33 protein-coding genes are annotated in these 22,787 nt (G+C 31.1%); 31 read left to right on the top strand and 2 right to left on the bottom strand.

Annotated elements, in window-relative coordinates:
- The first annotated feature begins 10 nt into the window (after positions 1–10).
- The 11 genes from WKH56_RS20810 (at position 11) to WKH56_RS20760 (ending at position 8,474) form a co-directional block, all read left to right on the top strand.
- Complete coding sequence (locus tag WKH56_RS20810) at positions 11–217, top strand: helix-turn-helix domain-containing protein (RefSeq protein WP_342836572.1); 207 nt, start codon at positions 11–13, stop codon at positions 215–217.
- A gap of 143 nt (positions 218–360) precedes the next feature.
- Positions 361–657 carry a MarR family transcriptional regulator gene (locus WKH56_RS20805; protein WP_342836571.1) on the top strand — a complete coding sequence of 99 codons (297 nt, stop codon included), beginning with the start codon at positions 361–363 and terminating at the stop codon, positions 655–657.
- Positions 654–1,793, top strand: a complete 1,140-nt coding sequence (locus WKH56_RS20800; RefSeq protein ID WP_342836570.1) for an FtsZ/tubulin family protein — start codon at positions 654–656, stop codon at positions 1,791–1,793. Before WKH56_RS20805 ends, WKH56_RS20800 begins: the two co-directional genes overlap by 4 nt.
- 315 nt (positions 1,794–2,108) lie before the next feature.
- Positions 2,109–2,726, top strand: coding sequence for a M23 family metallopeptidase (locus WKH56_RS20795; protein WP_342836569.1), 618 nt, complete (start codon positions 2,109–2,111; stop codon positions 2,724–2,726).
- Between the two features lie 219 nt (positions 2,727–2,945).
- The gene (locus tag WKH56_RS20790) at positions 2,946–3,350 is read left to right on the top strand and encodes a helix-turn-helix domain-containing protein (RefSeq protein WP_342836568.1); all 405 of its coding nucleotides are present in this window, start codon (positions 2,946–2,948) and stop codon (positions 3,348–3,350) included.
- A gap of 106 nt (positions 3,351–3,456) precedes the next feature.
- Complete coding sequence (locus tag WKH56_RS20785; protein ID WP_342836566.1) at positions 3,457–3,633, top strand: hypothetical protein; 177 nt, start codon at positions 3,457–3,459, stop codon at positions 3,631–3,633.
- Complete coding sequence (locus tag WKH56_RS20780) at positions 3,590–4,111, top strand: hypothetical protein (protein ID WP_342836564.1); 522 nt, start codon at positions 3,590–3,592, stop codon at positions 4,109–4,111. The genes WKH56_RS20785 and WKH56_RS20780 overlap by 44 nt, the downstream gene beginning before the upstream one ends.
- Before the next feature lie 59 nt (positions 4,112–4,170).
- Complete coding sequence (locus tag WKH56_RS20775; RefSeq protein WP_342836562.1) at positions 4,171–5,286, top strand: hypothetical protein; 1,116 nt, start codon at positions 4,171–4,173, stop codon at positions 5,284–5,286.
- Positions 5,287–5,297: 11 nt separating this feature from the next.
- Complete coding sequence (locus WKH56_RS20770; RefSeq protein WP_342836560.1) at positions 5,298–5,423, top strand: hypothetical protein; 126 nt, start codon at positions 5,298–5,300, stop codon at positions 5,421–5,423.
- Positions 5,416–7,680, top strand: a complete 2,265-nt coding sequence (locus tag WKH56_RS20765; protein WP_342836559.1) for an FtsK/SpoIIIE domain-containing protein — start codon at positions 5,416–5,418, stop codon at positions 7,678–7,680. Before WKH56_RS20770 ends, WKH56_RS20765 begins: the two co-directional genes overlap by 8 nt.
- Positions 7,681–7,835: 155 nt before the next feature.
- A complete protein-coding gene (locus WKH56_RS20760; protein WP_342836558.1) occupies positions 7,836–8,474 on the top strand; it encodes a hypothetical protein in 639 nt (212 codons plus the stop codon).
- A 235-nt stretch (positions 8,475–8,709) separates the two neighbouring features.
- Here the strand turns inward: WKH56_RS20760 and WKH56_RS20755 are convergent, their stop codons facing one another.
- A complete protein-coding gene (locus tag WKH56_RS20755; protein ID WP_342836557.1) occupies positions 8,710–8,862 on the bottom strand; it encodes a DNA-binding protein in 153 nt (50 codons plus the stop codon).
- Positions 8,863–8,997: 135 nt separating this feature from the next.
- Between WKH56_RS20755 and WKH56_RS20750 the strand changes: the two genes are divergently transcribed.
- The 18 genes from WKH56_RS20750 to WKH56_RS20665 all read left to right on the top strand — a co-directional run bounded on the left by WKH56_RS20750 (position 8,998) and on the right by WKH56_RS20665 (position 19,648).
- Complete coding sequence (locus tag WKH56_RS20750) at positions 8,998–9,978, top strand: endonuclease NucS domain-containing protein (RefSeq protein ID WP_342836556.1); 981 nt, start codon at positions 8,998–9,000, stop codon at positions 9,976–9,978.
- A gap of 2,013 nt (positions 9,979–11,991) precedes the next feature.
- Positions 11,992–13,368, top strand: a complete 1,377-nt coding sequence (locus WKH56_RS20745; RefSeq protein WP_342836554.1) for a DNA primase family protein — start codon at positions 11,992–11,994, stop codon at positions 13,366–13,368.
- A 599-nt stretch (positions 13,369–13,967) separates the two neighbouring features.
- A complete protein-coding gene (locus tag WKH56_RS20740; RefSeq protein ID WP_342836552.1) occupies positions 13,968–14,189 on the top strand; it encodes a hypothetical protein in 222 nt (73 codons plus the stop codon).
- 142 nt (positions 14,190–14,331) lie between these two features.
- Positions 14,332–14,589, top strand: coding sequence for a hypothetical protein (locus WKH56_RS20735; RefSeq protein ID WP_342836550.1), 258 nt, complete (start codon positions 14,332–14,334; stop codon positions 14,587–14,589).
- A 58-nt stretch (positions 14,590–14,647) separates the two neighbouring features.
- Positions 14,648–14,857: a hypothetical protein gene (locus tag WKH56_RS20730; RefSeq protein ID WP_342836549.1), complete on the top strand. Its 210-nt coding sequence runs from the start codon at positions 14,648–14,650 to the stop codon at positions 14,855–14,857.
- Between the two features lie 24 nt (positions 14,858–14,881).
- Positions 14,882–15,094: a hypothetical protein gene (locus WKH56_RS20725; protein ID WP_342836548.1), complete on the top strand. Its 213-nt coding sequence runs from the start codon at positions 14,882–14,884 to the stop codon at positions 15,092–15,094.
- Between the two features lie 81 nt (positions 15,095–15,175).
- Entirely contained in the window at positions 15,176–15,415 is a 240-nt protein-coding gene (locus tag WKH56_RS20720) for a hypothetical protein (protein WP_342836547.1), read from the top strand.
- Between the two features lie 25 nt (positions 15,416–15,440).
- Positions 15,441–15,641: a hypothetical protein gene (locus WKH56_RS20715; RefSeq protein ID WP_342836545.1), complete on the top strand. Its 201-nt coding sequence runs from the start codon at positions 15,441–15,443 to the stop codon at positions 15,639–15,641.
- Positions 15,638–15,985 carry a hypothetical protein gene (locus WKH56_RS20710; protein ID WP_342836543.1) on the top strand — a complete coding sequence of 116 codons (348 nt, stop codon included), beginning with the start codon at positions 15,638–15,640 and terminating at the stop codon, positions 15,983–15,985. The genes WKH56_RS20715 and WKH56_RS20710 overlap by 4 nt, the downstream gene beginning before the upstream one ends.
- Before the next feature lie 17 nt (positions 15,986–16,002).
- Entirely contained in the window at positions 16,003–16,338 is a 336-nt protein-coding gene (locus WKH56_RS20705) for a hypothetical protein (protein WP_342836541.1), read from the top strand.
- A gap of 148 nt (positions 16,339–16,486) precedes the next feature.
- Complete coding sequence (locus WKH56_RS20700) at positions 16,487–17,374, top strand: hypothetical protein (protein ID WP_342836539.1); 888 nt, start codon at positions 16,487–16,489, stop codon at positions 17,372–17,374.
- A gap of 194 nt (positions 17,375–17,568) precedes the next feature.
- Entirely contained in the window at positions 17,569–17,991 is a 423-nt protein-coding gene (locus WKH56_RS20695) for a hypothetical protein (protein WP_342836537.1), read from the top strand.
- Positions 17,992–18,050: 59 nt separating this feature from the next.
- A complete protein-coding gene (locus tag WKH56_RS20690; RefSeq protein ID WP_342836535.1) occupies positions 18,051–18,260 on the top strand; it encodes a hypothetical protein in 210 nt (69 codons plus the stop codon).
- A 17-nt stretch (positions 18,261–18,277) separates the two neighbouring features.
- Positions 18,278–18,463: a hypothetical protein gene (locus WKH56_RS20685; RefSeq protein ID WP_342836533.1), complete on the top strand. Its 186-nt coding sequence runs from the start codon at positions 18,278–18,280 to the stop codon at positions 18,461–18,463.
- A 184-nt stretch (positions 18,464–18,647) separates the two neighbouring features.
- Entirely contained in the window at positions 18,648–19,016 is a 369-nt protein-coding gene (locus WKH56_RS20680) for a hypothetical protein (protein WP_342836531.1), read from the top strand.
- 73 nt (positions 19,017–19,089) lie between these two features.
- On the top strand, positions 19,090–19,233 hold the full coding sequence (locus tag WKH56_RS20675; RefSeq protein WP_342836529.1) for a hypothetical protein: 144 nt from the start codon (positions 19,090–19,092) through the stop codon (positions 19,231–19,233).
- A gap of 56 nt (positions 19,234–19,289) precedes the next feature.
- Positions 19,290–19,442 (top strand): hypothetical protein, encoded by a 153-nt coding sequence (locus WKH56_RS20670; RefSeq protein WP_342836527.1) that lies wholly within the window; start codon positions 19,290–19,292, stop codon positions 19,440–19,442.
- A 44-nt stretch (positions 19,443–19,486) separates the two neighbouring features.
- Complete coding sequence (locus tag WKH56_RS20665) at positions 19,487–19,648, top strand: hypothetical protein (RefSeq protein WP_342836525.1); 162 nt, start codon at positions 19,487–19,489, stop codon at positions 19,646–19,648.
- A gap of 145 nt (positions 19,649–19,793) precedes the next feature.
- Here the strand turns inward: WKH56_RS20665 and WKH56_RS20660 are convergent, their stop codons facing one another.
- A complete protein-coding gene (locus tag WKH56_RS20660; RefSeq protein WP_342836523.1) occupies positions 19,794–20,279 on the bottom strand; it encodes a hypothetical protein in 486 nt (161 codons plus the stop codon).
- A 181-nt stretch (positions 20,280–20,460) separates the two neighbouring features.
- Between WKH56_RS20660 and WKH56_RS20655 the strand changes: the two genes are divergently transcribed.
- Both WKH56_RS20655 and WKH56_RS20650 read left to right on the top strand, forming a co-directional pair.
- Positions 20,461–20,706 carry a hypothetical protein gene (locus WKH56_RS20655; protein WP_342836521.1) on the top strand — a complete coding sequence of 82 codons (246 nt, stop codon included), beginning with the start codon at positions 20,461–20,463 and terminating at the stop codon, positions 20,704–20,706.
- 165 nt (positions 20,707–20,871) lie between these two features.
- Positions 20,872–22,764 carry an LPD29 domain-containing protein gene (locus tag WKH56_RS20650; protein WP_342836519.1) on the top strand — a complete coding sequence of 631 codons (1,893 nt, stop codon included), beginning with the start codon at positions 20,872–20,874 and terminating at the stop codon, positions 22,762–22,764.
- Positions 22,765–22,787: the final 23 nt, after the last annotated feature.

The following is a 22,787-nucleotide window of genomic DNA, read 5'->3' as shown; positions in this document are numbered from 1 at the left end:
AGATGGTATTATGCAAATCAAAATTGATGAACTATTGGCTAAAAAAGATAAAACTAGATATTGGCTGGCTAAAGAAGTGGGAGTTACATATCCAAACCTATGTAAATTGGCTGATGGGAAAACAGAATCAATTAAATTTGAAATTATGGAGAAGATATGTAGCAAACTAGAATGTTCCCCAAATGAATTGTTAAATTGGAAAACCACTTTTAATTAAAGGTGGTTTTTTATTTTTAAAATAATTTATTTAACGTGTATCAAGACAAACTACTAGTGCGTATGATTAAGTATAACCTCGATTGGTCAAGAGGAATCGGGAATGAGTGAGACTTAATCATGAGCGAGAGGGAGTGAGTTAGATTGAACACAAACGAAGATTATTTTGAAATTGTAGTCAGTAACTTAGACGTAGAAGATATTGGTATAATGGCTTTTCTTCATAAAAACAATGCCATAGATTCAATCTATGCTATTAAAACATCGGTTATTCGAGAACAGATTGGAATGTCTAAGTCGAGTCTCAATCAAGTTTTGAATAGACTCAAATTAGCTAATTTAATTCAGTCAATACACAATTCAAACAAATACTCTATATTTTTAACTGAATTCGGAAAAGCAGCGTTACACATCAAAACAAACGGAGGAATGAAATTATGACGATCACAGACGTTGTAGTAGTTGGCTTGGGTGGCGGAGGCTCAAATGTAGCAGACGAGTTTTCGAAAAGAGGTTTTTTAGGTGTAGCAATAAATTATTCTTCTCAAGATTTAGGTAGTTTAACATATGTACATGACAAGCAAAAACTATTGGGTAGTGATGGGTTAGGGCACGATAGGCAATCTGCAATCGAATTGATATCAGAACATACGGATGTTTTAACATCATTTCTTCATAAACACTGTGAAAGGGCAGAAGTCATTATAGTTTGTTTTTCTACAGGAGGTGGAAGTGGCAGTGGTCTTAGTACATTAGTTATTAGTATCCTATCGAATATGTACCCTGAAAAAGCTGTGGTCGCAATACCAATTATTCCTCATAATGAAGAGAGCACTACTGCATTAATAAATAACCAACAGGTGTTTGAAGAATTATCAAATATTGAAGGAATATGCATTGCACCTGTAGACAATCAAAAAGCAAAGTCAAACTGCTTATCGATAGGAAAAACCAAAATTTACAACTTAACAAATCAATCGATTGCTGATCACTTTTATGCACTGTACAGCTACACAAATGAATCGTCTAAATCAGGCAGCTTTGACAAGAAAGACTTTATCAACTTATTTAAACAAGAAGGATACTGCTCAATTGCTGAGGTCATAGATGTTGCTTATTGGCTTGAAAAGGAGAAGTTAAGCCTGAATCCTAATAATATGAAGAAACTTCTTAGGGCAGTACTAAATGAATCTATGTTTGCTCCAATCGAATACGACTCCATAGGTAAAGCAGCAATCATTATCGACACAGAAGATGAGGATGTCATTGACAATATAGATAATTCCATCTTTGATGATTTTGCAAATAGACCGATAGACGTGTTTGAAGGAATCTATAATAACGAACAATCAAACTTCCTAATGGTTGTATTAACAGGACTTTCAATGTGCCAAACTAGATTGTCTGAGATAGACGCCATATTAGAAAAGAGACAAAAAGAACTTGAGAATTTACCTCGTACAAATACAGCATTTAAATCCAAATTTAGCAGCTTATCTCTACCCTCTAATAAACCTGTACAGAAGAAGGAGAAAATGTCTACCCAAGATATCCTGAATATGTATCGCAAACGATAATCTCATATTTTAATATACTAAATTTAACCATAAAAACAATCGCCCGATTGTCGCCAATCATCGCCATAATTGTCGCCTAACGTTGTCGCCCTGCATAGGCGACCATATGGACACGATGGAGACGTAAAATGGGAGATGTTGAAAACGTGGCGACAAAGCTATAGATTTTATTTTCTCTAAAAAACTTCCTCTTACACATGAGTAAAATTTAGAGTTTAAAATTCAAAGTAAAACTCCACGGAAATTTGGAGCAGAAAAATCGAAAAGGTTAAAGCGATTTTCAATCAAAAATTTAAACGAAAAGAAGTGTCAAAATTGGCTTACAAAATCACATCAATGTTTGGTCAACAAGAAGGTTTTAGAATTAAGGGTCATTCGGGAATTGACTTTGCAATGAAAGATGGAGAAGAATTGAAAGCTGTGGAAAGCGGAGTTGCAGAAGTGATTGACTATGGGGGTACTAACTGTGGTTTGACTGTGAAGATAAAATTCAATGGAGGAGACGACCAATTGATTTACGGTCATTTATCAGATACAACTGTTCATACTGGAGATATCATTCACAAAGGAGATTTAATTGGATACAGTGGACACAGTGGGCATGTATATAGTAGCTCAGGTGGAAACGGAGCGCATTTACATCTAGGCTTAAAAGAGAATGGTCAATTCCAAGACCCTTCCCAATACATTCAAGATATTCAAAATATGAACAATCCAAATTATGTTCAGCATGTAACTGAAAAAATGCCTGAAGTTCACGATAAAATAGATATTTTACCCGATTCTTCAAGCATTTTTGAGCAAGTAGGAGAACTATTTAACACAATTCAGTTAATTGATTATGCGTCTTTCGTACAGGTAATTCAACAAAGCTTTCAACTCCTTTTTGTTCATGCCAGTTTTCTTTATGACATCATTGCTTGCATATTCTAAAGCCGTTTCCCAATGGGGCTTGTTATATCTAGGTAAGTTTTCCTCAAATTCACACATTGCATTAAATAGTTGTCTAATCATCCTGATCACTCCTATTTATAATTTACGTCCACCATCTATAGTTTCATCTAAGAATTCATCTAGAGCATCTTTAAACATTACGACAACTCCTGTTTAATTAATTAACTTTATTATCAACGAAAGGTAGCTGTGTTATTCATGAAAATCGAAATTAATCTAAAGGAAGATAGTGTTAGGCAATTGAGTGAGGTTGCTCAGTATGAGACGTTACAACGTAAGCTAAGAGGCGTTGACGAAGTAATCAGTGAAGAAGATATTGTGAAGGCTGCTATATATGATTATTTAAAGAAGGTCTACAATTTTAATCAAGTTAAAAATACAAATGATTTAGGATCACCGTATCAACTGAAGAATAAATTCAAGCAGATTATGGATGAAGAAGGATTAAAGCCTAAAGACTTGGAAGCATTGACAGGTATTCCAGCTAAGAATCTAAGCAGGGTGCTTAATAATAAATCGCAACCTTCTTTGGATTACTTTGTAAGGATTTGTGTGGCATTGCAGAAGCACGATATGTTTTCAGTACTATATAGAGAAAAATAAATTTCAAAATTGTGTAGCCAAAGTTGTTAAAAAACATAAAATATGGCATAAGACAATTCAGGCTACACATATAACAAAAGTAACTCATCATAAGGAGATGACATCAATGGGATTAGAAATATTGGCTGCGTTAAAAATAGCTGCTTTGTTAGGAGCAGGGTTAACTTCATCAACTGTAATGGAATGGTTTAACACATACAAAAAGAAACCTAATGCTAAAAAAGAGGAGGTTGCTCACGATGAAATTAAATCTCTCCACGAAAAATCAAAATCCATCCGTTAATTATCACAATGTAAACAAAAGCTACCAAATTAACGAAGTAAAAGAAACGAAGCTTGCTGAAACTTTTATCCAAGACATCCAAAAGGAGGTGAAAGCCGTAAACAAAAAGAACAGAAAAATCGCAATCAAAATCCTCAAAGCAACCTACATGGCTGGAATGATAACTCTCACAATTGCAAACCCCACATTAGCAGCAACCACAACAACTCTCGATCCAAGCATAATGAAAGAATTCCTGGCACTAATGAAGTTTGTAGTAATATGTTCAATCGTAGTATCCTCAGCACTAGCAATGTTACTTATGATGGCAGCAGGGGCATACAGAATGTTACGGAAACAAAAAGAGGCTACAGCGTGGACTACCGACATCATCAAGGGTTACGTCCAGTGTCTGATAGCAGTTCCACTAATAAGTCTTTTGCTTTACACTGCGGTAAAATTATTCAAAAATGCAGAATGGTTCTTCATGCCCTTCTAGACGCAAAAAAGGTGATAATACCATTTGCAGCAGTTACAAGTACTTTCTTATTCGCTAATATGGCTGATGCAGCAAGCTTTACTGATGATGGAGATGTTACAAAAGGATACTTCTCAGGTAAGGCGATAGAGGAGAGAGGTGGAAGGTTTGGTGATTTCAAATCTTTATTCTCTAAGCTTGAGCAAGTAGCGAACTTCTTAATCTCAGGTGGTGACACAATCAAGAATGCACCAAGTACTTTACCTAATGCCTCAATTGAATTTCTAGCTTGGATTTACAAAACAATTTCTAGCGTTATTCTTTACACTCCACTAATGCTTTTCAACAACGACTACTTCACAGATACGACAGGCATATTCATGACAATATCAGCAGGTTTAGTTGTGATCCTAACAATCTTCGAAGGTATTAAAAGGATGTGCAAGAAAGATTCAACAGGTCTTAAAGAAATAGGAATGAGAGTGCCAGTTGCTACAGTATTAGCAGGAGCAGCCCCTTGGTTATTCAAAAAGACGTTCCAATTCCTCAACTATATATCTTCTATATTCATAAACTTAAGTCATAAACAAATGACCAACATTAAAGAGAATCCGCTAATCATGTGGGATGGATTAAATACTATAGCCCTTTTAGGATTTGACATTGTGCTACTAGTTATGATGTTCGGTGTGTTAATGCAAAATGGACGTAGGTGGTTTGATATTATCTGTTTGGGTTGCTTATGTCCCGTGGCGCTCACTGCATGGGTGTTCAAAGACCATAGACATCATTTTGACACTTGGTTCTCAAATGTTAAAGATTTATCTTTCGTTCATCTTTACTACGCTATATTCCTTTTCATCATTGGAATGATTATGTTTGGCACTCCGATGTATTCCCTAGTCACAATGCCAACTGCATTCCTAGCTAAATTCTTAATTATCATTGGTGGCTTATATCGTTTAAAACATCCTCCAAAACTTTTCTCCTCTAAGTTGGAAAGTGGCGTAGGGATTAATACAATGCTTAAAACCGTCGGAAACAGTTTTTTAATGGCAAAGTTTCCTGTAGCTAAAATGGCAATTGATCAAGTGAACAAATTCAGAAGTAAGCAAGAAGTTGATAAAGAAACGCTTGCAGAATTAAGACAGAAACATGGTAGACGCTTTGTTGGAGATTTGAAAAATAAGAAATAGGAGTGATTGAGATGGCAGGTATTGATACAGTGTTAGTATTAAATCTAATTGTTGTGGTTTGTAATTTAACGGTATTGGTTGCTAATTCAATTTTTACTACAAAGGAGTTGCGTAAAATTGCTTCTAAACGTGATTAAAAATAAAATCAACCGAACACCAATTGAAAACAATATGAGCATTATTCAAGAAGTCGATAAATTTAATCTTACAGAAATCTTTTCATCTCCTTATCTTGGAGAAGGTATCTATGGAATAGAACAACTATCTACAGCCAATGAACAACAGAGATTTGTGATAACCCCCTCCCTTGAACGTATCCATCTAGGTAGAGAATCTGCTAAACAATGGTTTTGGGATAAGGAGGATAAACAGAATATTACATGTTATAGTATCCCCCTAGCTATGCCTTCTTTTCTACCACTTTACACAAAGGAAGCTTTAAGCCTTATAGAAGATATTAACTTAATAGCCACAAAAGATACTCACATATTTACTCAATTACTATTTACTAAGCGTTTAGATGAATGGAGAGATACAGCAATCAGTCAATATGATTCTTATTTAGATGGCAATGATTATCCTTCTGATAGCAGACTTATCCGCAAGGTACAAAATAAAACATTAAACGTATTAACTAAGATTGACGGAAGCAGAAAGAGACGTGACCATATAGCCGAAGTTGAAGATAAGATATTAGATCAGGGATTCAGATTTGAGTTTAGAGTAATGTTGCTCAATTATTCAGGCAGAGAAGATAAGAATGTAATTAACGAATTAAAAGAAATTTTAAACGAAGCAACTTACTTCAATCACTTCGAAATGATTGAGGTCAATTCTAAGGTGAATTTTGTTAATAATTTATTAGAAAGAAAACTATCACCTGCAAGTCAAGACCAATTACTCTCCCAACAAGAATTACTTTGTATCTTTAATCAAATTACTGGCTTACAGGAGAGAAAAGAAGAAGTCAAAGAAATCATCAACTATACTCCACCTAAATTAACCGAAAATCTAAACTACACAGCTCCACTTGGCTTATTATTCAAAGGAAACACTACGAAACACGAGATTGAACATCAATACGGTAAAGAAATCATTGGTGCGTTGAAGAAGGTTAGTATAATTAAGGATCAAAAGGTAAGCGTTAAGAAAGAAGAACGTGGAGCAACTGTACAAAGAATCCTTCTACCTATTCCGAAAGGAGTTAAATATACTCAAATAGAAAATAGCTACAAAAATATTCAAGCTGCGTTAGGAGTTGATGGTTTATCTATTGAGCAGGGAGAAGAACCAGATACAGTTTCATTCTCCATACCTTGTGAGAAGCGTGATGTGATTTATTTACGAAGTTTACTTGAAAATGAAGAGTTTTTAGAGTTTGCGAAAGAAAATAAGTTGCCATTTGTAGCAGGTATTGATATGAATAACGAACTTATTATGAAATGTTTAACAACATCCCCCCACCTTATGGTTACTGGTCAGACTGGATCGGGCAAATCTGTTTTCCTTACAGCATTGTTAATAACTTTAATACTTTTCAATGATCCTAATGAGCTTTTACTGTATCTTGTTGACCCTAAAAAGGTTGAACTGAATATGTTCAAAGGAATTCCGCACGTACAAGAGATAATTACAGACATGAAAGAGGCAGACAGACTCCTTTACTCACTAACAATTGAAATGGATAAGAGATATGATGTGTTTTCCGATGCTGGATGTAGAAATATTAGTAGTTATAATGCTAAATCCGCTAATAAAATGCCTTATATTGTCCTTGTGATTGATGAAATGGCTGATTTAATGGTTCAATTCCCTAATGTTGACGAACATATTCAGCGTTTAGGTCAGAAGGCGAGAGGTTGTGGCATTCATTTAGTCATTGCTACTCAAAGACCATCAGTAGATGTTATTACTGGACTGATAAAAGCTAATATTCCCTCAAGAATTTCTTTCAGTTTACAAAGTAGCACTGATTATGGAACTGTATTCGGTAAAAATATACCCTATAGGCTTATTGGTAAGGGTGATGGGGTTATTAGATATGATGGACAGACGAAAGAATTCATTCGTTTTCAATCTCCTACCATTGCTTTAGAGGTAGATGAGGACGAAGAAGCCGTATTTAACCGTTTAAGAGAGCATTACAAGACATTTCCTAAGCTAAACTATCCGATTTTAGTTGAAGAGGAGTCAGAAATTGATAAATTGAAGCGTCTGATTGTTTCATTGGACACTACGAAAGTAAAGGAACTAGCTAAAGAGATGAAAACGAGAGATAAGAATGTCACAGAGTTATTAAATGAGCTAGAAGCCGAAGGATTTTTAACAAAAGGAGCCAAAGGAAGGGAGATTACAGCATCTGAAGAGGAAATAGCTAAATGGAAAGATGGTTGATGAGTCACTTTTTAAATAAAGTGGCTTATTTTAATAGTAAATAAATTATAAATAATTATTGAATAAACATCTGAATGGTTTTATACTATTAGTAAGGGAAGTTATTTAGTTTCTAATCTATTTATTACAAATTTGAGGTAAGAAGGGATGATGAGATGGGCAAGAAAGTTTATGTTCGAGTACCAACAGACATAGTGAGGAATGAAAATATCTACATAAGTAATCAAGAGTTCCAGTTATATGCAAGGTTATGCTTCTTATACTTTAGGAATTATCAAAAAGAGGAGTTAGAGATTGACCATAGGAGGTTAATGTATTCACTTTGCATTTCTGATACCAGAACACTAAAGAAAAGATTAGGTAATTTACATAACTTAGGATTGATTAGGAATAAGATAAACAGATTCCCTAAAAGGAGTCCATTACAGATTATAATTAACGCAGATAAGATAAAAGAGAGTAAGCAATTTACACAGCTTAATGCAAATATATTTGATAAGGCAGAAGAAATAAACGAACACTCATTTAGATTGATGTTTTATTATAAGAGTCATATTAATTTAAAAGATAAGAAGAATGATAGAAGTTATTGTTTTGTTGGATATGAGACTCTGACTAAACGTTTGAAGATGGGAAGAGAAACAATTAGCGATGCGAATAGCCTACTTAAAAAGAATAAGATGATTAAGATAGAGAAACATAAATTAAAACACGATAATGAATATGATGAAGAAGATGAATTACTTTATGATAAGTATAATAACCATTATAGAATTAGAGATGAATGGATATAAAAACGTCAAGCCGATTTTTGGTTTGGCGGTTTTTTAAATACTGTATATTAATGTATCTTATATATTATATCTTTAAGATTATTATATACGGTTCTACTTTTACAGCATACATAGAACTCCAATACTGCATTTTTAGAACTCCAATACTGCATGAAATATCTTGTAAACTGCATATTCAGAACTTAGAGGTTTTTGGCTATATTTTGACACAAAAAAATCTCCCTATTTAGGAAGATTAGCTTTCTCTGTTTTTAACGTAATCCTGTAAAATTGTTACAACCAAATTGTTTAGACTCCTATTTTCTTCTAATGCTATTTCTTCTAGTTTTTTCTTAAATTCTTTGTCAATTGTTAACGGTGTACGAGTATTGTTTTTACTAATAGTCATGTTACTCCTCCTAATAAATTGAAATTTTTTGTTTACAAAAGTGACGTCACTATGATATTATTAGTTTATCACAAAGAAAGGAGTTAAAACAAGTTTTTATTTAAAGTATAATAATTAATAAATGGAGGTATGTTTATGAATTTAAAAATCAATTCAAGTATTATTTCTACAGAAGAGTATTCATTGACGAATGAAGGTTTCTTACTGACAGTGGCTTTTCTTCAGATTAGAGAGGAGTTAGGAGGTGAAAATGACTTTACAATTGATCACCAGAAACTGAAGTCAATGTGCAGGATTAAAACGAATTCTACATTAAAGAATAACTTAGATAACTTGAAAGATAACGGCATAATTGAAAAATCACCAGATACACTTTCTAGGAATGGAATGTTACATATTAAAATTACAGATGCATTTTCTTTAGAATTGGAGAATTCAGATTATGAAATTGACATATTGAAGTTTCAAGAGGTTTTATCTCTAACTGATCCTAAAGGAGTAAGGATGTATAGTTACATTGATTTTGTATCTAAGAAACAAGAGATATCAAATAAAACGTATTTAAGTCACAGAACCATGAGCAAGAAAATTGGGGTAAACAAAAACTTAATTACTAAATATGCAAATAAATTAAAAGAATTAAAAATTGTCGATATAGAGAAGATCAAACGTGATAATTCAAGTGAAGAACTAATACCTTTAATTCCAACTAACGCTATTCTTACACAAAGCAGGTCAGAGAAAATTATTGAGATGCAGAATAAGTTAAATGAAAAGCATTTAGAGGAGATGATTATTAAGGAAATCCATTTAGTTGAGGAAGGAATGACTTATGTTGCTAATCAGTTAGAAGTGAAAGACGGTATAATAGATATATTAGCCAGAGATAAAACAGGACGTTTATGTATTATTGAAGTTAAGGTTGTAGATGACTGTAAGGATTTAATATTCCAAAGCGCTTATTATCCAACTCAAATACTAGGTGATCCAAGAATGATAACTATTACTCCAGCTTATAGAGATAAAATAAAGTTAGCATTAGAGTCATTGAAATATGTGGAGATGAAAACATATAGAATAGAAAATGGTAAATTAAATATAGCTGATTTCAAATGAGAGTAAGTACAATTATGTGCTTACTTTTTATTTTGCTTATTTTTTTAGGATTGTAAGCGACTTGCTTATGATCTTTTTTTATGAATTGTCATCGTTTAGCGATAGTAAAGCCCATTATATAGGTATTCGTAAGTTAAATGCAGTTAAAATTAATGATATCGGTATGATAAAAAATTGTTATCGTAAAAAGGATGGTTGGTATTCTTAAAACGTTGTAATAAAGGCGTTTATGGAGTATTTAACTGTCCTTTTTGTGCTGTTTTATCGTTTAAGCCAGTAGTAGCAAGGGCTGAGAGGTGTTTTTAGTGAGAATAGGATAAAATTCAGATTAAGAAAGTCAGTATTTATAGGGGCTGAACGATAACTTTTCGATAACATTTTGGTTATTTTCGATGTAAATTTCTGTCATCGATAGATTTTTAACCCTATTGCGTGTTCCTATGTGCTGTGGCAAATTCTTCCATAAATAAGCCCTCTCACGATGTTTTCCTAGCCCCCACTTACCCTAAAAAAGCCTCACAAACCAAATGGAATAGGGATTCCATACTTTTATGTTCCATTCCATACCTATATACGGGGATAGCAGCTAATGATCTAATATGAGAATTCACACTTTTCATTTTCAGAAAACGAATTTTTAAAAATTTAAATTGAAAACAAAATTTTGACGCATGTTTTACATTCATAGGCAGTCATCGAGGGTAACAAGTAAATTTGAAGCGATGTACTCTATAACCAATTCTTATCACTCTATCATCATCTCACACTATTCACCTTATAACTATAACCTTTCCTTATCATCATATATAACCAAATCTTATCCACAATGTTACTCACATATCCACAATATTTATAATTGTATCATCTCATCTATTCTCACACTCATCTATAATAATATATACTTATCACACTCGCACATAATCATAACTAATCCTTATCATATTATATCCACTCAATTTCCCTCACATTTATTCTCTCTATTATATAGGGTAAATTTACACTCTCATCTATATAACATATTCTCACTCACATCACCAAAATCCTATTATCATTTTCTCACTCATTTTTTATCTCAATTTTTCACCGATTTTTTACCCAATTTTCTGCTCAATTTTTCCCTTCAAATTTAAAATAAAAATAATATTCATATCACCTATGCACATCACACCTATTCATTATCCTTCTCATTGTCTCATCACATATAACAATACTAATCACATCATCAATACACTTACATCATCATGGCTCATATGTATCATCCTTATCCTTAATGCCTAACACTATAAGCACATGACCATACACCACAGGCATAGACTACATGCAGCATAGCACAAGGCAAGGACACTAGACATACTACTCATTGTCTTAACACTAATAAGCTTAACACTATTCATCTATTACTAATCATCTGATACAACAGATCATCTAAGCATACGACACATGACACGTACTATCTATTGATCTACTCATATCATTCACATTACATCTATTCATAATAAGAATACTAATCATAACATATTGACATACAATAAAATTAAACAATTATAAATAGTTATAGACACATGATTGTATTCATGGTATTATAAGAAGGTAGCCAAGAGACTATGCTTCTTTGATGTACTTAATAACAGGCTACACTATTACATACTCAAGCAATTACAATAGAAAGGAAGTGAATAACATAAGACTATAATAACATTAGCAGTACTTAACTACATATCCAATATCATAATCAATTAAGAGGTGAATACTCAATGAATGTAACAAGAGACATGTTATTCTTTTGCTACGATGTAGAATTACATATTCAATTAGGTAATAAGGACATTCGATTCATTTGTACAGCAATATCAAACTATGGAAGAAGGTTCTGGCTATATCCACGTAATGAAGAAGTAAAGAATGTTATTGATGAATACTACAAGAATAAGAATCTAAATAGTAAGTAATATTAGTTATTTAATTATGAATCAGTTATTTAGGCAATTATAAATATTAGGAGGACAATGCATAATGAGTAAACGTATTAAAAAGGAATTACCATCACACTTATCTTTAGATAACTTTTGGAAAGAGGAAGGAGGAAACCTTAAGCTTGATTATATTAAACTTGGTAACACTCTTATAGAAGAATATAATATCTTTGGAGATGGTTCTACTGCTTGGTATTACAATAACGGTTATTATCATTCAGATGCAGAAACATTTATCAATAGTATTATCACGCAGATATTAGCTGAAAGATATTCTAAAACAAGCAGAATGAAAACATTAGACTACATAATCAATAGCTGCTTATTAACAGAAGATAGTATGCATGAGTTTAATAAATATGATGGATACATAAATGTAAAGAACGGATTAATACATATTGAAACAGGAGAACTACATACACATAACAAAGAAAGAATATCTACAATTCAATTTCCAATTACATATAATAAAGATGCTAATGAACAAATTATAATAGACTTTATTAAATCAATTGTTCCTAATGATTGTGTTCCGATTATATTCGAGATGATTGGATATTGTTTAATTCCATCAACTAAGTATGAGAAAGCTTTTATGTTCACAGGATCAGGAGCAAACGGAAAGTCTGTGTTAATTGAATTGATTAAGCACTTAATAGGAATGAAGAATACTTCAGCAGTTACATTACAAGAATTAGAAACAGACAGATTTAAATCTGCTCAACTTTACAGGAAATCAATTAATGTGTGTGCTGATTTATCTTATGAAGGATTAAAGGAAACCGAAACATTTAAACGTATTGTAACAGGTGATGTATTATCTGCACAGTTTAAAGGAATTGATTCATTTGATTATAATCCATTTGCGAAACTTATTTTCTCATCTAATGTAATTCCTAGATCACGAGATACTACAGATGGATACTTTAGAAGATGGACTATCATTCCTTTTCCTAATAAGTTTGAAGGAGATAAGGCAGACAGAAATTTAATTAATAAATTAACAACAGATGAATCATTATCAGCATTGTTAAACTTAGCATTACAAGGTTTACAGCGATTAATTAAGAATGGAGACTTTACACAATCATCTACAATAGATAGGATGCTACAGGAATATAAGAATGATTCTGATGATATTCAATCATTTATCTATGATACTTGTGAGTTAGATAGTGAAGGAGATATTTACGTTTCCGAATTGTATAATACATATAAGAATTATTGCATTGAAAACAAAATACATAACTATTTAGGCAAGAAACATTTTAACAAAGCAATTGAAAGTAAGTTTAATTTTCAACGTAAAAGAATTAAAAGAGGTGATGCAGAAAGTTGGATAGGTATTAGACAATCACAAGAAACAGCAACAAATGTATTAGAGTTCAAAAAGGTTGCACATAAAACTACACATTAATCACACGAATTGCACATAAAACATTTTCAATTTATGTGCATGATAAACGTTGATATAAAAGGGTTCTTGACACTTTGCACACGAAACACATAAAACTTTTGACTCGGTGAAGAAAAAATTTAAAAATACATTCTCAAGTTAAATCATTTATGTGTTTTATGTGCAATCTTCTATAAACGTTGATATAACAGGCTTTAAGCTGCACATAAATCTATTTTAATTCGTGTGCAATTTATGTGCATTATTAACAGTTTTATGTGCATTACAATTTATCTTTCTTATGCTCAAGAGAGATACAACTTCGCGATGGAACTGCTCAGTAGTCGCCTTATCATAATTGAAAAGAACGCTCAATTATGAAAGACGGATTAAATAACCTTGCACAATAATCATTCACATTCTATAATAAGATGTACGCAAAATATAGCTTTATCTTTATTCATGAGAGGACTGTTACTTGTAACGGTTCTCTTTTGCATTTACCCTCACGAAAATAAAATGAACAAATTAAGAATATATTCTTTACATCCATCATATAATTTAGTATAATCAAAGTATCAAATAAAACGTGTTACAGACACGAAAGGGGATTACATACAATGAAAAATAATAATGAAAAATTAATTAACGAACTAGCTCAGGAGCTTCTAGATTGCCGTAATTCATTAGAAGCAGCTCACCAATCTAATGACACTAGCAGAGCTGTAAAAGATCATATAAACGGCTTGCAGGAGTGGGAATGTGAAATCCTTGATAACATTCATGAATCAGGTTTAGAAAATGAAGTAATGAAAAAGGCATACGGTGAAGCGGTTTGTTAATTCAAGCCGTTTCATAAAAAATAAAATAAAAGTCAACAAATTAATAATAAATACTTGAAATAGTGAATAGAATATATTATAATAAAGATAAGTTAAAGGAAAACAAAATTTAAGCCTAAAGAGGCAAAAGGGGATCATAACCATGAAAATCCAATTAAAGAATACTTTATTAGACCTTTATCCGAATCAAAAGGTAACATTAATGGAAGGTCATTTTAAATGGGTTATCAAACGTGGTGAAATGGATGAGGATTATGTATCTGTAGCTTTGAAAGGTTTTAAGGCTAAAAAATTCCGTTACGAATTTGGAATGCTTAATCAAAATCATGTAATTGATGATATCATTCAATCTATGGAAGATGAAAAATTTTCAGTTATGACAGCAGGTTTAACATATTGATATCGATATAAAACAGTTATTTTAAAGTAAATAAATTAACGATAAAGGAGATATAATCATGCTGAATTATAAAAATGGAAGCTGGACTATAGAAGTTGCTCAAGATGCTGTTACGGGTGAAATTGATGCATTTGTTTGGGATAGAATCACGGATGAGGGTAGATATCTAATTGAAGATGATTTAGAAAATGACAATGATATTAAAGCTCCATTTTCAATAATTGAAAAGGCTAAAGAAATGGTTAGCGATGTTTTAAAAGTTATTTGAATAAAAATAAAGGGGAGAAATAAAATGAGAGAAAAACTAAAACAAATTGCAATTGAAAATTTCACTAAGGATAGCTTAGAAATTGCTAACATGTTCCTGTTAATGACAAGTGAAATGTTTAAGTATTCAGGCACTAAAGATGAAGAGAACACGCTTAAAGTATTGAAAGATAATAAAGTTAAATATCAAATAAGAACAATGTTAAGCGGTCAAAAGTTTGTTGAACTAATTAAGTAACAACTCGTTAAAATATCCAATTTACAGATTTCCCAAGTGTTGTATAATTGAATTGTATTCTTAAAAATAGGAGGAATTACGATGAATTTAAAAGGATTGAACACTCATGCTGATTTAGAAAAGATTTATGATCAAATGGAAAGTAAATACCGCTTCAAACATAAAAAGGGTGAGTGGACAATTAAAAGATTTCTCGTAGCTTTCAACAATGAAAGTGAAATTCCTGCTAAAACAGAAGTTTCTTATTGGACTAAAGATAGAAGATACACAATTCAAATTAAAAACCTACACAAGCATTTTGAAATTGTAGAAGCTGAGTAAAATAAAAGTTAAAAGGAGATGTCAAATGATTAAGCTTTCTAAAAGGTTTATGCTTACATGGGTAGCTGTTTGTATTGCTGGTCTTACTTTATGCCTTTACATTCCAATTAAGCAAGCTATAGAAGATAAGAAGGCTAATGATTATATGCAAAGTCAAATAGATGAAATGAAACATGATACTTATTTACTTAATCGTATTGAGAATATGAAGGAGACAACAAAATGAAAAAATTATTAATCATCTTATTCTTAGCATTAATCACACTTACATATAGTAATTTACCTACTCAAGCAGCAGAAAAGGCAACAGCAAGAGATAATTATTTAATTCAAAATATAGATAGCAATGGATGGGCAACAGGTAAATTAGTTTCAGACGTAGAGACAGGAACCGCAACTTTTAAAATAAAGGATAGCTATAAGAGAGGTGATTTTATAATTGTAGATTATAATCATAAGTCAGGCAATATCATTAAGCACCATAAAGCAAGTAGCAAAGTAAGAAAACAATTGTTAAATGTAGACGGTTATAAGCCAATTATTAAAAGTATCATGAATAATTCTAATTAAAAAGGGGATAAATTAAAATGAAAAAATTATTAGCGGTTTTAACTCTTATTGCAATGGCTTTTACTTTCAATGTGTCAACTAGTCAAGCAGAAGAAAATAATGTGTATGTTGTGAAAAGTGTAGATAGTAATTACATCGCAACAGCTCAATTAGTATCAAATGTTAAAGCTGAAGTGATTAAGTTTAAAGTTAAAGCAAACGTTTCTAAAGGTGATCTAGTTACTGTTGAGTATGATAAAGAAATTATTAATATTGTTAAGTATAGAAAATTAAGTGATACAGTTAAAGAAATGTATTTAAAGAATAGAGATAATGTAAAAATCATTCAAGACATTATTAATAAGTCTAACTAACAGTATTATGATCAGTCCTTTGACTGGTCTTTTTTATTTGTCTAAACATAAATAAAAATTAACAAATTATAAATATTTATCTTGTGTTTTGGTTTCTTTTCCTTTATAATGAAATTAACAAATAAAGTATTTAAAGGGAGCTGCTAACATGCCTGTTAAAAATCGTTCTGATAAGCACAAACATAATAAAGTAATTAAGTATTCTGTATCAAGTATCCTTGCTATTATTGTTATTGTGTTCTCAATCAGTGCAGTAAATTCTGTAATATCAATCATCGAATCTTTAGCAACTAAGCCAGCTAAAGCAACTCATGTTGCAATGGCTGAGGAAAGTAAGAAGGCTAAAGAACATGTGGAGAAGCAAGAAAAAGAAGAAAGCAAAGTAGAAGAAAAGGAACCTGAACAAATTTCAGCGAATGACGTTTCTAATGAGTCTGAAAGTGATCAAAATGCTGCTACAGAAGAGGAAAGCTATTCATATACATACACCATTGATTCCGTACAAAACAACGAAATATACGCTACTTCAATGGAACAAGGACAAATTTATTTCACTCAATCGCTTGTGAAAGATAATGTGGAATTAAATACAGGTGATACAGTTTTAGTTAACTTTGAAAACAATGAAATGGACAGTATTATAAGTGTAGAATTAGTTTTCTCAGTCAATGAATATCAAGCAGATGAAGAAGAGGAACAAACAGAAGAAGAGATACAAAATGATAAAGCTTTTGACGAATTAGAAAAACGTACAGAAGAATTAAAGAAAGAAGTTAATAAGAATTATGAAGCGGTGACAGGCAATAAAGACACTTCTTATAATGTTAAAGAGGTTACTATTGAAAGTATTGATACTGGTGAATATTTAGCCTCAAACGGTGTTACATTTACATCTGATGAGGTTTACAATGGTATTGAATTCGAGGAAGGTGACAGCGCAACAGTTATATATGATGATAATGGAAATCTATTTGAAGTTAATGACGGTATTATGAGTGAAGATGGAAGCTATGTGAGCAAGGATTTTTATGAATAAGGAGTGAATAACATGTATGAGTTAAGCTTGCTTTGTATATTGATTTTCTTTGCACTTGTTGGTTATGCTGTTGTGAAATGAGTTAAAAATAAAAACAAAATAATTATAAATAATAGTTGTAATTAGGTTGAGGATAGCATATAATAATATTAAGAAGTAAAACAAAATAAATTTTCTAAAGGGGATATGTTAAAATGGCTAAAAATACTGAGGTTACTTTCTACATTGGATTAGTTGAAAAGGAAATTGAAATTTTAAAAGGTCGCTTAGAAGTTGCTCAAACTGAAGATGATAAGTCATTCGTTCAAAGCCGTATTAACAACCGTTTAGAAGAATTAAAAATGTTGAAAGGTATTGAAGCAACTCAATCTGAACAAGTAGAGCAAGTAGAAGAAACAGCTTTACTTTCAGACCTTAAAAAACACCAAACATATGGAATTGTTGGCAAAACAGTTAAATTAGTAAATGATGTTTATGGATTTACTGGTAAACGCTTGAAAAAAGCTGGTGAAATTGGGACGCTTGAAAGTATCAATCATTTTTACGACAATGGAATAGTTAAAATTGGTAAAAGAAAGTTCACTGTAAGTTTTCGAGACATTGAGGTTAGTATCTAATCTTTCAATGAAATAATGATTTTATATTAAAAATAAATTAATCAAAAGGGGAAATTAAAATGAAAATCGAAATCAATATGACAAATGAAATCGCAACTAAAGTAAATGAATTAGCTTCACAAGTTATTCCATCTGAATTTTTAAATAGCTTTCTTGATCTTGATTTAGAAGCAAGATTAGTAGGTATTCAAACTTTTGCAGCTATGAACAAAGATAATGAAATGATTGCATTTTGTCAAAAGGCTCTTAAATATATCAAAGAAAATTAAAAGGAAGTGATTCAAAAATGAGTGAATGGCAATTTTTATCCTACATAGTTATCATTGCAGCTTCTCCATTTGTGGGAATCATATTAGCTTACTTGTTATTTAAAAAGAGTAATGAAATAGGACTGATAATGGTTACAAGTGCCTTTATTTCTATGGGAGTCTTTTCACTAGTTTTACCGTTGTACTTTATGATAACAAATTAATATTTCTGTTTAAAAGAAGAGTTTTACACGAATATTGTCGAACGATTAAAGTGAATTAATTAATAATATAGATTTATTTTTATTCCTTATGGCATATAATGAAATTAAGAAGAAAATACACAAATTAATTAAAAGGAGATGTGTCTAAATAGAATCAATTAAAAACAAAAGTTTCCTTACTACATTGGATCAATTAAAGAAAGATTTAGAAGTTAAAACAACAGAAGAATTATTCTTAATACCTGAACCATCTGAGCACCAATGTTCTCGAATAGATAAATTAGTTAAAAAATCTCGCAGTATTGAAAAATCATCAAAATTTATAGCTTTTGATTATAATGAAAATGAATTAGAAAGTTTACAGGAAGGATTTACGGAAGCTTGTAATACTTTACATGATATACAATATGAGATAAGTGATTTTGAAGATGAGCTAGAAGCATTTAGAAAAGCAATAGAAGAGGCTAGGGAATGGGGAGAAGCTTGGAAAAAGCTTTGTAAAAGGATCATTGAAGAGAATAAAGATAATATTAATTTAGAAAAGTACTTATAAAATAACGTTCAATAGAATGAAAGTTTCTTAAAATTTTATCTCATTGTATAATCAATTAAAAGGAGTGTTTAATATGGTAGAATTAACTAATGACTCAGTGTTGCAATGTGAAGAATGCGAAGAGGTTATAAAAGCTTATACATCAAGTGGAGAAACTAACTTCTGTCCTTGTTGCGGTAGTAGAAATTTAGAGGGTTACGATGGAGAGGTTGAATAAGACCAGTCAATATTGGTTTTTCAATGTACAGTGAATTAATGAAGGGAGGTGAGAAAATGGATGTCGAAAAGTTTAAAAAATGGTTAGAAGATCGGATTTCAGATATTGAGAAGTTTGATATTGAGCACGTAGACCAAAAGAATTTTTTAGACGGATCATTAACAGTATTGAATGAGATTTTAACGCAAGTGAAAGAGGGTAATTTTTAATAAGATTAATAAAATAAATTAATTAAAAATTGGAGGAATTTATAATGAAAAATAATATTGGATCAACTAAAGATGAAATGTTTCAAACTTGGGTTAAAGAATTAGGTTACAATAAAGCTGTTTTATTATCTTGTTGTTATCCAGTTAAAATGGTAATCGGATTATCTGAAGAGGATGCAGAAGCTGAAGTAGATGCTCTTACTTAATTATCCAATTCGAAAAATACATAACAACTTTCAATAAAAAGTAAACTTTATACAGATATTGTACATAGCTGGTCATTAGATCAGCTTTTTTATTTTGCCTTCTAAGCACACTAAAAGAGGCTAACATAGTTAACCTCTCAAATGATTAAAAAAACCGCTGAATCCATTTAGGTATATCCTCTTCGTACTTTTCATAAAAGACTATTTCAATCGTTCCTTTATATTTTCCGCTTCTATTAAATTCATGCCACGGGTTATCAGTTTCATTAAAAATAAACTTAAATTCACGTTTGTTAAAATTCTTTTTTATTTTTCTATACAGCTTAGTTTTCTTTATCGTGTAACCTTCAATAATACCTCTTAACTGATAGCTGCATTTAATTACATACTTATCATCTATTTTCTCAATCGTAAAGCCTTCATGATCTTTAATACTTTTACTGTCAAATTCATATTGAATAGCAAAAGTAGTTGTTTTATTTTCTAAGGCATCATTGATTTTGCATTCTTTAATATGATCTGGTGTATATATTTCAAAGAATGCTTTTAAAAACTGCTCACACGCAAACAAATTTAATTTTCTTCTTTCTATTGCTTGTTTTCGTTCGATCTCCTCTACTTCTTTATACATCTAATCAGCTCCTTTTGATGTTCATAATGATTATTATGAAAGGAAGAATATATAAATGTATAAATACATTAAATAAAATTAACCAATTATAAAAATAATTATTGATTAATGATAATTTTTCCTTTATAATGATAATTAAGAAGTTAAACAAAATAAATTAATATAAAAGGGGATTATAACCATGACTATTCAATTAACTGTAGGTTTAACAAATGTAGAAAATGCGACAATCTTATCAGATCGTTTAACTCAAGAAATTTACGGGTATGATGAAAGCTGGTATGATCTAACAACTCCAGAACAAAAAGACGTTGTAAACGAATTATATAGATACATAGATAGAAATGAAATTGAAATCAATAGCGATCTTTTATCACTTGTGAAAAGCAACAACATTCTTCATTATATCCTTTCAAGTAGATCATGAGAGCTTAACGGCTCTCAGAGTTTATATAAAATGTACTTTTTATTAAATATTAAAGTAAATAAATTAATAAAATAGTTGCAATAGTAAAAAGTAGATGCTATAATAAAGTTAACAAATTAAGAAAAACTTAATTAAATAAAATTAATTAAAAGGGAGTCGGTTTAAATGACAGCAGTATTAAAATTAAACGAAGAATTGAACGGAATTGAATTATACTTTGAATCTAAACCTCAGCAAGAAGTTTTACAAACATTGAAAGCTAATAAATTTCGTTGGTCAGGGTTTAAAAAATGCTGGTACACTAAACAATCTGAAAAAGCTCTTCAAGTTGCTAACAGCTTAACAGGTAATACTGAAGAAGTTAAAACAGAAACGACACCTAAAGAAATTAAGTTACATACTAAAAAAGCACAACCTAAAAAGAAAGAATCTTTTAACCTTTGGAACGCTGTACAATGGGAAGAGTTAGAAATTAATCAAGATACAAAAGATCAAGGCTGTAAAGAAGTTGCTAAAGAAATTCGTGCTCATATTAGAAAAAGATTTCCACAGTGTAAATTTTCTGTGACTGTTCCGTATTATGGAAAAATTAGCTGTGACATTAAATCTAGTCCATACGAAAAAGGTTCAGTTTATTTAAACGCTATCAAAGAATATTGCAATACTCTTTTAAACGCTTATAGACATTGCTATGATCCAGCAGACCCTTACACTGATTACGCTGGTAGCTATAATTTTTACGGAAGAGTTGAAATTTCTTGGGAATACTCACAAACAGAAGTAACTGAAGAAATTAAAAAAGATGTGATTTCATTCGATTCTAAATTAGAAGAAAAAGAAAATGCTGATTATGAGAAAAGACAGCAAGAAATTAAAGAGTGGGAAAAACAAAGAGAATTAGAAGCTGCTGAATTCAAAAAGCAACAGGAAGAAGAAAACAAAGTTATTGAAAATATCTATAACAGTATTGAAGTTAAATCCCTAGACGAAAACGAACAATATTTTGCAATCGGCTCAGAATTCGCAGACTTAAATAAAAATAATACAATTGAGCAATACTTTGAAGAAGTTGAAAAGGGTAGATACTCACTTGATAATGTAAAAATAACTAAAGAGGTACACTTTAGCAATCTTGAATCATTGGAAAGCTTTTCTAACATGTTATTAAATGACTTTGACTTTTTAACTGAAACAGGCGGAAGCTACACAGATGATAACAGACTTAATTCTATGACAGATTATTATAATATGGATGATCTAGAAAAAAGCACTGTAAAATGGAATCGTAAAGGAGTAGCGATTTACTTTAATAACGAATTACAATTTATTGTAGATGCTCAAGGGTATTCATACGCTCGTTATGTTGGCTTGACGGATAATGTAACAATCGAAAAAACATTCGAATATGAGCAATTATTGAGTGATGAAGAGGTTGCAGAATTAAAACATCAAGCTGATGTATTAGAAGACATTTCAACTGATGTAATAAGTGAACTAAATATTTTTGACACTTGGAAAGATGAAAACTGGAAAGAGTATAGAGAAACATTTAAAGAAAAATTAATTAATTATGAAATTAAGTTAACAAAAGGAATCATCCAACAAATTGAGATAGAAGATTTAAAAGTTTGCATGTATAAAGTATTAACAGAAGTTGACGGAATACAAGAACAATTTAAAAATGCTGATATCCAGCAAGGTGAAAAAGTCACATTATTCTATATTTCTGATTGGGGTTCAATTGTAACTAGCAGAGTAACATTTGATGAAGCTGTACCTGCAAAATATGCACAATATGACAACGCTGTTAAGTTAACCTTTACACCAGAGAAAAAACGAAAACTACACTATAAATACTTCTATTCTACATTATTAGTATATAAAGGATCGCATAGCCTACCAGACACGGTATTGAATCATGTTGAAGAAAGTAACGGAATGAGAGTAACTAGAAGTAAATATGGTTCTTGTGATAATAAACAGTATGACGAGATTATGAGCTACTTCGAACAGCAAGGAATTAAGCCTGTAATTAATACTTATAAGCCACAACTTTAATACAATAGCAGTTTTAACAGGTT

It is taken from the genome of Priestia sp. SB1 (assembly GCF_038898415.1).
This window is presented reverse-complemented; position numbering and strand designations above follow the sequence as displayed.

What these genes read in the sequence shown, in the direction of transcription:
- WKH56_RS20810 (WP_342836572.1), top strand. Translation starts at nt 11, where the DNA reads ATGCAAATCAAAATTGATGAACTATTGGCTAAAAAAGATAAAACTAGA.
- WKH56_RS20800 (WP_342836570.1), top strand. Translation starts at nt 654, where the DNA reads ATGACGATCACAGACGTTGTAGTAGTTGGCTTGGGTGGCGGAGGCTCA.
- WKH56_RS20790 (WP_342836568.1), top strand. Translation starts at nt 2,946, where the DNA reads ATGAAAATCGAAATTAATCTAAAGGAAGATAGTGTTAGGCAATTGAGT.
- WKH56_RS20785 (WP_342836566.1), top strand. Translation starts at nt 3,457, where the DNA reads ATGGGATTAGAAATATTGGCTGCGTTAAAAATAGCTGCTTTGTTAGGA.
- WKH56_RS20780 (WP_342836564.1), top strand. Translation starts at nt 3,590, where the DNA reads ATGAAATTAAATCTCTCCACGAAAAATCAAAATCCATCCGTTAATTAT.
- WKH56_RS20775 (WP_342836562.1), top strand. Translation starts at nt 4,171, where the DNA reads ATGGCTGATGCAGCAAGCTTTACTGATGATGGAGATGTTACAAAAGGA.
- WKH56_RS20770 (WP_342836560.1), top strand. Translation starts at nt 5,298, where the DNA reads ATGGCAGGTATTGATACAGTGTTAGTATTAAATCTAATTGTTGTGGTT.
- WKH56_RS20760 (WP_342836558.1), top strand. Translation starts at nt 7,836, where the DNA reads ATGGGCAAGAAAGTTTATGTTCGAGTACCAACAGACATAGTGAGGAAT.
- WKH56_RS20755 (WP_342836557.1), bottom strand. Translation starts at nt 8,862, where the DNA reads ATGACTATTAGTAAAAACAATACTCGTACACCGTTAACAATTGACAAA.
- WKH56_RS20750 (WP_342836556.1), top strand. Translation starts at nt 8,998, where the DNA reads ATGAATTTAAAAATCAATTCAAGTATTATTTCTACAGAAGAGTATTCA.
- WKH56_RS20745 (WP_342836554.1), top strand. Translation starts at nt 11,992, where the DNA reads ATGAGTAAACGTATTAAAAAGGAATTACCATCACACTTATCTTTAGAT.
- WKH56_RS20740 (WP_342836552.1), top strand. Translation starts at nt 13,968, where the DNA reads ATGAAAAATAATAATGAAAAATTAATTAACGAACTAGCTCAGGAGCTT.
- WKH56_RS20735 (WP_342836550.1), top strand. Translation starts at nt 14,332, where the DNA reads ATGAAAATCCAATTAAAGAATACTTTATTAGACCTTTATCCGAATCAA.
- WKH56_RS20730 (WP_342836549.1), top strand. Translation starts at nt 14,648, where the DNA reads ATGCTGAATTATAAAAATGGAAGCTGGACTATAGAAGTTGCTCAAGAT.
- WKH56_RS20725 (WP_342836548.1), top strand. Translation starts at nt 14,882, where the DNA reads ATGAGAGAAAAACTAAAACAAATTGCAATTGAAAATTTCACTAAGGAT.
- WKH56_RS20720 (WP_342836547.1), top strand. Translation starts at nt 15,176, where the DNA reads ATGAATTTAAAAGGATTGAACACTCATGCTGATTTAGAAAAGATTTAT.
- WKH56_RS20715 (WP_342836545.1), top strand. Translation starts at nt 15,441, where the DNA reads ATGATTAAGCTTTCTAAAAGGTTTATGCTTACATGGGTAGCTGTTTGT.
- WKH56_RS20710 (WP_342836543.1), top strand. Translation starts at nt 15,638, where the DNA reads ATGAAAAAATTATTAATCATCTTATTCTTAGCATTAATCACACTTACA.
- WKH56_RS20705 (WP_342836541.1), top strand. Translation starts at nt 16,003, where the DNA reads ATGAAAAAATTATTAGCGGTTTTAACTCTTATTGCAATGGCTTTTACT.
- WKH56_RS20700 (WP_342836539.1), top strand. Translation starts at nt 16,487, where the DNA reads ATGCCTGTTAAAAATCGTTCTGATAAGCACAAACATAATAAAGTAATT.
- WKH56_RS20695 (WP_342836537.1), top strand. Translation starts at nt 17,569, where the DNA reads ATGGCTAAAAATACTGAGGTTACTTTCTACATTGGATTAGTTGAAAAG.
- WKH56_RS20690 (WP_342836535.1), top strand. Translation starts at nt 18,051, where the DNA reads ATGAAAATCGAAATCAATATGACAAATGAAATCGCAACTAAAGTAAAT.
- WKH56_RS20685 (WP_342836533.1), top strand. Translation starts at nt 18,278, where the DNA reads ATGAGTGAATGGCAATTTTTATCCTACATAGTTATCATTGCAGCTTCT.
- WKH56_RS20675 (WP_342836529.1), top strand. Translation starts at nt 19,090, where the DNA reads ATGGTAGAATTAACTAATGACTCAGTGTTGCAATGTGAAGAATGCGAA.
- WKH56_RS20670 (WP_342836527.1), top strand. Translation starts at nt 19,290, where the DNA reads ATGGATGTCGAAAAGTTTAAAAAATGGTTAGAAGATCGGATTTCAGAT.
- WKH56_RS20665 (WP_342836525.1), top strand. Translation starts at nt 19,487, where the DNA reads ATGAAAAATAATATTGGATCAACTAAAGATGAAATGTTTCAAACTTGG.
- WKH56_RS20660 (WP_342836523.1), bottom strand. Translation starts at nt 20,279, where the DNA reads ATGTATAAAGAAGTAGAGGAGATCGAACGAAAACAAGCAATAGAAAGA.
- WKH56_RS20655 (WP_342836521.1), top strand. Translation starts at nt 20,461, where the DNA reads ATGACTATTCAATTAACTGTAGGTTTAACAAATGTAGAAAATGCGACA.
- WKH56_RS20650 (WP_342836519.1), top strand. Translation starts at nt 20,872, where the DNA reads ATGACAGCAGTATTAAAATTAAACGAAGAATTGAACGGAATTGAATTA.